At 46.4% G+C, this 9,838-nt stretch carries 10 protein-coding genes and 1 pseudogene; 7 read left to right on the top strand and 4 right to left on the bottom strand.

From position 1 onward, the window contains the following. The 6 genes and pseudogenes from A3750_RS03875 to A3750_RS03850 all read left to right on the top strand — a co-directional run. Positions 1-827 (top strand): annotated as a pseudogene (locus A3750_RS03875) (polynucleotide adenylyltransferase PcnB); the annotation flags it as partial. 1 nt (position 828) lies between these two features. Then, complete coding sequence (gene folK, locus A3750_RS03870) at positions 829-1,329, top strand: 2-amino-4-hydroxy-6-hydroxymethyldihydropteridine diphosphokinase (RefSeq protein WP_068456212.1); 501 nt, start codon at positions 829-831, stop codon at positions 1,327-1,329. A 52-nt stretch (positions 1,330-1,381) separates the two neighbouring features. Continuing rightward, positions 1,382-2,170, top strand: a complete 789-nt coding sequence (gene panB / locus A3750_RS03865) for a 3-methyl-2-oxobutanoate hydroxymethyltransferase (RefSeq protein ID WP_068453683.1) — start codon at positions 1,382-1,384, stop codon at positions 2,168-2,170. Between the two features lie 9 nt (positions 2,171-2,179). Next, positions 2,180-3,028, top strand: a complete 849-nt coding sequence (panC, locus tag A3750_RS03860) for a pantoate--beta-alanine ligase (RefSeq protein WP_068453681.1) — start codon at positions 2,180-2,182, stop codon at positions 3,026-3,028. A gap of 38 nt (positions 3,029-3,066) precedes the next feature. Then, positions 3,067-4,704 carry a glucose-6-phosphate isomerase gene (gene pgi, locus A3750_RS03855; RefSeq protein ID WP_068521113.1) on the top strand — a complete coding sequence of 546 codons (1,638 nt, stop codon included), beginning with the start codon at positions 3,067-3,069 and terminating at the stop codon, positions 4,702-4,704. A gap of 186 nt (positions 4,705-4,890) precedes the next feature. Continuing rightward, a complete protein-coding gene (locus A3750_RS03850) occupies positions 4,891-5,763 on the top strand; it encodes a hypothetical protein (RefSeq protein WP_068453677.1) in 873 nt (290 codons plus the stop codon). Between the two features lie 45 nt (positions 5,764-5,808). Here A3750_RS03850 and folK (A3750_RS03845) read toward each other — a convergent pair whose 3' ends face one another. Genes folK (A3750_RS03845) through ppx form a run of 4 tightly spaced genes read right to left on the bottom strand, consistent with a single transcriptional unit; the run spans position 5,809 to position 9,251 of the window. Continuing rightward, entirely contained in the window at positions 5,809-6,291 is a 483-nt protein-coding gene (folK, locus tag A3750_RS03845; RefSeq protein ID WP_068453675.1) for a 2-amino-4-hydroxy-6-hydroxymethyldihydropteridine diphosphokinase, read from the bottom strand. A gap of 3 nt (positions 6,292-6,294) precedes the next feature. After that, complete coding sequence (gene folB / locus A3750_RS03840; protein ID WP_068453672.1) at positions 6,295-6,651, bottom strand: dihydroneopterin aldolase; 357 nt, start codon at positions 6,649-6,651, stop codon at positions 6,295-6,297. 6 nt (positions 6,652-6,657) lie between these two features. Next, complete coding sequence (gene tsaD / locus A3750_RS03835) at positions 6,658-7,704, bottom strand: tRNA (adenosine(37)-N6)-threonylcarbamoyltransferase complex transferase subunit TsaD (protein ID WP_068453670.1); 1,047 nt, start codon at positions 7,702-7,704, stop codon at positions 6,658-6,660. A 35-nt stretch (positions 7,705-7,739) separates the two neighbouring features. Then, on the bottom strand, positions 7,740-9,251 hold the full coding sequence (gene ppx, locus A3750_RS03830) for an exopolyphosphatase (protein WP_068453665.1): 1,512 nt from the start codon (positions 9,249-9,251) through the stop codon (positions 7,740-7,742). A 110-nt stretch (positions 9,252-9,361) separates the two neighbouring features. Between ppx and trxA the strand changes: the two genes are divergently transcribed. Continuing rightward, positions 9,362-9,688: a thioredoxin TrxA gene (trxA, locus tag A3750_RS03825; RefSeq protein ID WP_068453663.1), complete on the top strand. Its 327-nt coding sequence runs from the start codon at positions 9,362-9,364 to the stop codon at positions 9,686-9,688. Positions 9,689-9,838 lie beyond the last annotated feature (150 nt).

Genomic DNA, 9,838 nt, shown 5'->3' with positions numbered 1-9,838 from the left:
TTGATGACATTCAAGCGAAAACACTCCGTCTCATTGGGAATCCAGACGAGCGCTATCGAGAAGATCCTGTCAGAATGCTCCGTGCAGTCCGCTTTGCAGAGAAACTTGATTTTGAGATAGAAGATCTTGCGGAACAAAAAATCTCAGAACTTTCGCACCTTATGTCTCACGTAGCGCCCGCACGCCTCTTTGATGAGATTATCAAGCTTTTTGTTTCAGGCTATGGCCTCCAAATATTCGAAAGACTCGTCGAAAGCGGTCTATTTAAAGCGATGTTTCCTGTGGTTGAACACGCCGTTAATCAAAACCCAGAGGGGTATTACCTTGCCTTCATCAAAGCCGCATTAACAAATACAGACAAACGCATTGCGCAAGATAAACCGATTACACCTGCCTTTTTGTACGCATCACTTCTCTGGCCGGAAGTACATCGTTTGTGGCAACAAAAAATGTCTGAAGGCTTATCGGAATTTCCTGCGCTTCAGCAAGCATCGCATGAAACAATCGACATTCAACTTAGCAGCGTCATGATCCCAAAACGTTTTATTCTCATGATGCGCGAGATATGGGAAATGCAAATTCGACTTGTTAAAAACAATCATCGCCGTGCAGCGCAATTAGTGACGCATCCGCGCTTCCGTGCAGGATATGACTTTCTCTTGTTAAGAGAAAAAGCCGGCGAAATTGAACCCGGCCTTGGAGATTGGTGGACAACGTATCAGGCCGAAAACCCTATGCCCGCACCGAACCGAAATCGCGCGCCAGGCAACAAGCGTCCCTCTGCTCGACGTAGACCAAGTCATAAGCGAAATACAAAACACCCTTAGCATGAAAGCGCTCCTCTCACTGGGAAGTAATCTTGAAAACCCTGTTAGCCAAGTCAACAAGGCAATCGATGCGATCGCTCATCAGGATGCTATCTCGCTGATAGCAAAAGCCTCGCTATACAGTAGTTCGCCTCGAGGCCCTCAAGACCAGGATGACTATGTAAACTCTGCTGTACTGATCGACACAGCGCTTTCGCCAGAGCACCTGCTTAACGTAGTACAAAGAATTGAAAAAGACTTTGGACGCATCAAGACGAGAGTTTGGGGTGAACGCGTTATCGATATTGATATCGTCTTTTATGGCACTGAAACCCTACGATTGACAGAGCCTGACCTACAAATTCCGCATAAAGAAGCCTTGATAAGAGATTTTGTATTAGTACCATGTATTGAGATTGCACCCAATTGGAAACTGCCTGACGGCTCAGGACTGCAGCAACATCTTGAACACTGTGTAACCCACAAACTGTCAAAGATTGATAGAAATTTGGCTTGTTCTTGAGCCAACATATAGCTAGTCTTTGCAAGCATTAACCCAACTGGAAATAGGGCGTATGACCGTCACCACCTTATCTTTGAAAAAACTTAAGGAAGAAGGCAAAAAGTTTTCTTGTTTGACCAGCTACGATGCATGCTTTGCTGCCTTGTCTAATGAGGCAGGCATTGACGTATTGTTGATTGGTGACTCGCTTGGCATGGTGCTTCAAGGGCATGACAGCACTCTGCCTGTCACCATGGAAGATATGATCTACCATACGCGCTGCGTTAAAAGTGGTAATGCTCGCAGTTTAATAATGGCAGACCTTCCCTTCAACGCGAACAACAGCGTCGAGCAAACCGTTCTGAATGCAGGCCGACTAATGCAAGCGGGTGCGCACCTTATAAAGATAGAGGGCAGCGCTTGGCTAAAGGAATCCATCGAGGAGCTCAGTTTTCGCGGTATTCCCGTTTGTGCGCATCTTGGCCTGACACCACAATCCGTCAACAAGTTGGGCGGTTATCGTGTTCAAGGTAAACAACAGGATGCAGCGGATAAGATGGTTGAGGCGGTCGTAGAGCTCGAGCAGGCCGGCGCAGATATGATATTGCTAGAATGCGTTCCTACGGATCTAGCCCAGAGGGTCACCAATGCGGTTAGTGTCCCCGTCATTGGTATAGGTGCTGGCAACGTGACAGATGGGCAAGTTTTGGTGGTTCACGATATGCTTGGTATGACTCCGGGCAAGCTACCTCGCTTTGTCAAAAACTTTATGGAAGAGGCAGATACAGTTCAGGAAGCGTTGAAAGCGTACGACCAAGCTGTAAAAGACGGCTCATTCCCCTCTACTGAACACAGCTTCTAACCGATTAATATGCAGGTCGTCCATACTCTAAAAGAATTACGACTCTTGTTGCGCCAAGCGCGCAGTAAGGGCAAAAGAGTCAGCCTCGTTCCAACAATGGGCAACCTGCATGAAGGCCATTTAAGATTGGTCGACCGTGCATTGGAAAGTAATGCTTACGTCGTCGCTACCATCTTTGTAAACCCGCTCCAATTCGGTGAGAACGAAGACTTCGACGCTTACCCCCGCACCCTTGAAAGAGATAGCAAACTGCTCGAACAACGCGGTTGTAACTTACTATTCGCCCCCAATGTTTCAGAGGTTTACCCTGACGGTCTGAAAGCCGAATCAACCGTGCATGTACCAGATTTAACAAAACACCATTGCGGTGCTAGCCGAGAAAAACACTTTGACGGCGTCGCTACGATCGTTTCGAAACTGTTCAACATGGTACAACCGGACGAAGCCGTGTTTGGCGAAAAAGACTTTCAGCAAATGATGGTTATTCGAAAACTGGTCAAAGATCTGTGCTTCCCAATCGAAATTATTAGTGTCGAAACGTGTCGGGAAGAAGATGGTCTAGCAAAAAGTTCACGCAACGGCTATCTCGATATCGAACAGCGCAAGCTCGCAAAATACCTCTACCTTGTCTTGCAAGAAACCAAGACAAATCTCATTGAAGGAAATGGTGACTTCACGTCAGCTCGCCAACAAGCGATTACCTCGCTCACTGAGTACGGCTTTAAATTGGACTATTTCAATATCGCATCTGTTTCGACCTTGCTGCCGGCAAAAGATGGAGATGTAGATATAGTGATACTCGCTGCTGCCTACATGGGGGCAACGAGACTGATAGATAATATTAGAGTATCGTTGTAACACGCCTTGCTGCAACGGCTCAGGAAACAAGGATTAGAATGAGACTGGATGCAAACCCCGCCTATTTGGCCTTAAAGAAAATCGCCTGCCATGCCAAACACGAGCGGATGCTCGACTATTTTAATCAGGACGACCGGCGTGTTGCGCATTTCAGCATTCAAGCACCGCACGTCTATGGCGACTATTCAAAAAACCTGATTTCTAGCACGACAAAAAGCCTTCTGATCGAGCTAGCTCAAAATGCAGATATCAAAAATAAGATTACAGATTTATTCTCAGGAAAAGAGCTCAACAAAAGTGAGGGGCGCCCTGCTCTGCATACTGCTCTTCGCGCACTGACAAAGCCTTTACTCCGAGCAAAGGACTCAAGCATTCATAGTGAAGTTACGGATGCATTAACCGCAATGAAGCGCACGATTGAGAAATTGCATTCAGGAGCATGGCTCGGTTCGAGCGGAAAACCCGTTACGCAGCTCGTCAGTATCGGTATTGGTGGCTCGTATCTTGGTCCCAAAACGGTCATAGAAGGGCTACGTCATTTCCACAAAGATGGCGTTGAAACCTATTTCATATCAAACATCGATGGCAGCGATGCTTCCAATGTCTTGGCTAAGTTAGACCCCGAGCGCTGCCTGTTTCTGGTTCAATCCAAGTCATTTACGACTCTTGAGACGCTCGAAAATGCGCGCGCCTGTATTTCATGGTTGAAGCAGAAGCTTGGTGACGACTGTGATATTAGTAAACATCTTGCTGCGGTATCGAGCAACACGCCCAAAGCGGTCGAGTTCGGCGTTGCCGAGGAGCATATCTTCCCGATGTGGGACTGGGTTGGAGGCCGCTATTCACTGTGGTCGGCAATCGGATTTCCGATTGCATTCCAACTCGGTTTTGACAACTTCATCGCCTTACTTGCAGGTGCTGAAGACATGGATGAGCACTTTTATTCAGCGGATATTGCTGACAACCTGCCACTAATGCTTGCCTTGGTTGGCATTTGGAACCGCTCGTTTATCGGTCATGCCTCAATTGCGGTCATTCCGTATGATCATCAACTTCGTTTTCTTCCCGAGCATCTCCAGCAACTTGATATGGAAAGCAACGGTAAAACCACAGATTACGATGGAAACCAGATTAGCTATGCGAGTGGCCCACTGCTATTTGGTGGGGCAGGAACAAACGGTCAACATGCGTATCACCAACTGTTTCATCAAGGTCGTGGAGCGGTCCCCATTGATTTTATTATTGCCAAACAAAGTCCGTATCCGGTTCGCGATAATCACGCACACTTGCTTGGCAACTGTTTGGCACAAAGCCAAGCATTGATGGTTGGAAAATCAAAGCAGGATGCTTTTAAGGAGCTCGTTGAACTCGGTATGTCAGAACAAGATGCCCACGCCATTGCGCCTCATAAGGCAATCAAGGGTAACAAACCAAATAACATTCTGATGGTAGATAAATTCACGCCGCATTCGGTAGGCGCATTGATCGCTCTGTACGAGCACAAAGTGTTTGCCCAAGGGCAAATTTGGGGCATCAACTCGTTTGATCAATGGGGTGTTGAGCTTGGTAAAGTGCTCGAGAAAGAGCTCTTCCCCTTGTTAAAAGGAAATTCAGATGCAGGGTTCAACAAGTTGGATCCCTCCACGGCATCCTTAATAAAGAAACTTCGTTCTTAGCCGTACCCTGCCCACAAGCGAGCGAGGTGGGGACTCTCGATGACGGCTTATACTGTCGTTATCGAATTTGTTAATCTATAAAAACACAGTCCAGCACATAACAAGAATCACGAAGCTTTCGGCATCATTAAGTCGAGCCAAACTAACAACAACGACAACAACGACAACAATTGGGGTAAAAAGACAATGCATCTATTTGGTTTCAAACAATCCGACCCAAAAAATCAAACTACCTTATTATCCTTCCGCGACACCATTCGTAATGCTTTACTGGTATTCGCTTCGTCACTGACTTTTACGCTTCCAGCCTCGGCTGAAGATAGCGAAGTACAAGACATGTCTGATCCTCTCGCGGTGTATACGCAGGTCGGAGCTGGCGCAACAAACTACGGGATAAACTTTAAAGTCGGCCAAGCCTACGATACGGGCAATCCCAAGACCATCGCAATGAACGTGCTTGAGTTTGAAGGGGTGTTGGGTGAAGCGTTAGGTTGGTCTGGCGGCTCTCAGCGTGATAACCGGCTAGATGGAATTCGATTTAGAAATTTCGGAGTTAATCTCGAAAATGGTCGCGGTGCGCAGGTTGACGTTAAATACAACCTAGATTCAACGCCTCTAGCTGAAGAAAGCGGTAATGTTTCTTACTCCCTGATTCAAGCTCTTCCAAAAATGGGTGCCGTCAGCTTATATCCATTATTAGGCGCTGGTATCGACTTTGGAAACAATGTTCTCGACATAGATGACTCTTCCGGTTCTCCGGAAGTTGACGAAGGCTATTCCATTCAAGGCACGTTCGGCTTAATCGGAATGTATGGAAAACTCGCAATTTCCGACAAAATTTGGCTGAACTACAACCCCTTCTATTTTAGTACTCTCAGCGGTTCGAAACTTTATAAGGACAACGCTTACGGTATCGACGAAGGCAGTATACTCACCCATGAGTTTGTCGCTAGTTATCAATTTACGCCCCGATTCAACACGCGCTATTTTGCCAATTGGAACGAGAATACAGATTTCTCAAACGGTGGGCATCGAATAGAGGCAAATTATCAGCTGTAAATTGTTTGATTTAGAAAGAAACGTTTTGTCAGTTAACGCAAGCGACTAAAAGTCGAACTCGATGCGGGCAATCAATTGATTAGAAGGAAGCTGCGCTTTCAATTGCGCGTACGTTTTCCCGGTCTTTGGCTCTTGCCGGTCACCAAGAAGGTCGGCCATAGGAAGCAAGACGAAAGCGTTATAGAACAATTCTGGCCTAGGTAGGATAACGCCCTCCAGTTCTCCGACAAAATCATCGTAAGTGACGACATCAATGTCGAGACTTCTTGATGAAAACTTAGGGCCACCACGTACACGCCCATGTTGATCTTCAATGTCCTTCAAGATCGCATTCACTTCTGTGATGGAAAACGGGGTCTCAACACGCACAACGAAATTATAAAATGGGTCCCCATCAAATCCGACCGCCTCACTTTCGTAAACCGGTGAGAGCGTCAACTGTCCAAAAGCTTCCCGCAAACCAAATACAGCGGATCTGCTGTTTTGTTCACGATTAATATTGCTACCGACGCTTAAGAAGACTTCCACTCGTTAAACCCTTGAACGCTGAATCACAATACCGACACTTTTCGCTTCAGGTACCGCGCCAGGTTTCGCCAGTTTTAACTCAATCTGATCTACAGGAAAAGCGCTAAAGATGTGCGCTGTGATTTCATCGGCAAGATGTTCAAGTAAATCATGATGCTTACTCGTGACAATCGCTATAATGGCATTCGCCACTTCTGCATAGCTGACAGTGTCGTTGATGCTATTTGTTTGGCCTGCCTTTGCAAGTGAATAAGGCATTTGGCAGTCGATAATCAGATCCTGCTTAACGCGCTTTTCCCAGTCAAAAATACCAATCGAGGCAGAGACACTTAAACCTTCTATAAAGATAATATCGTGCATCTTAAGCTAGCCCTTACCCAAGGAAGGCAATTGATCCATTGGCCAACGCGGTCGAACGGCAACCTCACCACTGCTTCGCTGTCCTGCAAGCAGACGCTGAGCACCTGCATAGGCAATCATGGCGCCATTATCAGTACAGTACTTCTGACGGGCGTAGAAAACCTCAGAACCGGTTTTTTCTTCCATTTTCTTAAGTGTCTGACGGAGATTAACATTTGCGCTTACGCCACCAGCAATAACGAGTCGCTTGAATCCCGTTTCTTTGAGGGCCCTTCGGCATTTGATCATTAAGGTGTCGACTACGGCATCTTCAAAAGCCAGTGCAATTCGTGCTTTCTCGTCATCGTCAAAACGATCTTCGTCACGTGCTTTATTAACCGTGTTTAGAGTGAATGTTTTCAAACCACTAAAACTAAATTCTAAGCCTGGACGATCGGTCATCGGCCTTGGAAAACGATACCTTGTTCCATCAAGCTCTGATCGCGCATACTCGGCTAAACGAGCAATGTGCGGGCCCCCAGGATAATCCAAGCCAAGCATTTTTGCCGCTTTGTCGAAGGCTTCACCGGCCGCATCGTCCAGAGACTCCCCAAGTATTTCATACTCTCCAATGCCCTTGACCGAAACCAGTTGCGAGTGCCCACCCGAAACAAGCAAACCAACAAAAGGAAATTCCGGTGGGGAATCCTCAAGCATTGGCGCCAAAAGATGCCCTTCCATATGATGAACGCCAACGCTCGGTATGGCTAAAGAGAAAGCCAGTGCTTCGGCAATACTTGAGCCTACCAATAAAGCGCCAATTAAACCTGGCCCGGCAGTATAAGCGATTGCATCGATATCTTTTTTTGTGAGGTTTGCATCACGCAACACTTGCTCAATGAGGGGCAACGTTTTCCGAATGTGATCGCGCGAGGCGAGTTCAGGAACTACGCCGCCATAATCTACATGAAGATCTATCTGCGAGAACAAGGCATCCGCGAGTAAGCCACGATCGGTATCATAGAGGGCGATACCTGTCTCATCACAGGATGTTTCAATACCAAGAACGAGCATCTTATATTGGACTCAAAATTAAAGAGGCAAGGCTATCAGAAATTTAGCGCAAATCCGATTTTCTTTAGATAATAACGTTCATGTTCCAGGTTGGCCGCCGTGAGAGGATGGGACTCAATCCAGCCCTCCTCAAATGAAACCTCAAGCGACATTTTTCCCGCCCTAAGAGTAATGGGCACGGGAGAGTACTCACGATCTGCTGCAAGAAGTATCGATAGCCTTAAAAGCACCATTAGATACTGTAAAGACACAAAATCGTGCTTCGCTAGATCGGGCAGATCGGCTGTTGGGATTTTACGTCGATGAGAGCGGACGAGTAGCGCTAACTGCGACTGTACCACATTCGAGAAACCCGAAAGATCAGAGTTCTGAATAAGATATGCACCATGCTTTTGATATTGACTATGTGCAATCGCCAAGCCTACCTCAAAGACTTGAGCCGCCCACGTCAGCAAGTTTTTCCATTTCGGATAGTGGATTTTCCAATCGTCACATACTTGCGCATACAGCTGCTTCGATAAACATGCGACATATGCGCTATGCTCGAGATCTACGCCATAGCGCTGCTGAAGTGCAGAGATGCTTCGGTCTCTTACGTCTTCATGAGAAATCCGTCCAACGATGTCGTAGAGCAAACCTTCTCTTAACGCGCCGTCTGAAAACTCCATGCTTTCAATATCCAAGGCTCGAAACGCTCCTAACATAATCGATAGACCTGCAGGAAAGATACTCCAGCGTTCTTTTTTGATGTTGAGCTGTTCAAGCTGATCAATATGGCCAAGTTGAATCAGCTTCTCGCGAAGTTGCTTTAACTCTTTCAAGTCAACGGTTAACGCGCGATTTTCGTCTTTGCCTAGGGCCTGAAAAACCGCCTTGATTGAACCCGAAGAGCCAACGCAGCTTTGCCAACCTTGTTTTTTATACTGTTTCTTAATTGGTAGCAGCTCACGTTCTGCGCGCGCAACCGCCTGCGCAAAATTCTGTTTTGTGATGACACCTTCTTTAAAAAAAGCTTCACGATAAGAGACGCAACCCATATGCAAGCTTTCGCGCTCGAGTGATTCAAAACGTTTACCAATAACAAACTCTGTTGAGCCGCCACCAATATCAATTACCAAGCGCTGGCCCTCGTCATCTGCTAGCGTATGTGCAACGCCGAGATAAATCAGCCTCGCTTCTTCCCTTCCCGATATAACCTCAATAGGAACACCTAACAAATCCTCAACTGCGCTGGTTAGTTGTTTTCGATTTCGGGCGACCCTCAGTGCATTCGTGCCGACTATTTGAATATAATCCCTGTCAATCGTTCGTAATCTCTGCTCAAAACGTTTGAGACAATCTATTGCTCTTGAAATAGATTCATCATCGAGATTACCTTGTTTATCCAGGCCCGCCGCAAGCTGAACCTTCTCGCCGAAACGTTCCTGTATACGAATTTCACCATGCTCAATGTGTGCAATCGCCATGTGAAAACTATTTGAGCCCAAATCAATTGCAGCTATCTGCATGTTCTCGTTTGCCATTCTCGCTTCGCTGTCTTCGCTCATCCTTGAAATCCGAAATTAAAACTATATATTGTGATCATAGTATCTAATTTAAGTGAAGGGTACCTCGAACTAGAGCGCTCCTTCTCATTCAATCACTCTTAGGATTCAACATGAGCGACAACATTATTAACGTGACCGATGCTTCATTTGAGCAAGACGTACTAAATTCTGATATCCCAGTACTCGTCGATTACTGGGCGGAGTGGTGCGGCCCATGCAAGATGATTGCTCCGGTTTTAGAAGAGATTGCTGACGATTACGCTGGTAAGGTAAAGATTTGCAAGCTGAACATCGACGAAAACGATCAAACACCGCCAAAATATAACATTCGAGGAATTCCTACTCTTATGTTGTTTAAGAATGGCAATGTCGATGCGACGAAAGTTGGCGCACTGTCAAAGTCGCAACTTACCGCATTCGTCGATAGCAACCTCTAAAGTTTATGTTGCTTTCAAAAGGCAGCTCATCTGAGCTGCCTTTTTTGTTGGAGCTAGTCGCTTATAAATAATGATAACCCTCGAACCCCTTATTTCGTCTCTGGAGCAAGCCAAGCTGACCTTTGATGCAGGTATATTGGCGGGTGGCAA

Source organism: Oleiphilus sp. HI0079, from assembly GCF_001635105.1.
This window is presented reverse-complemented; position numbering and strand designations above follow the sequence as displayed.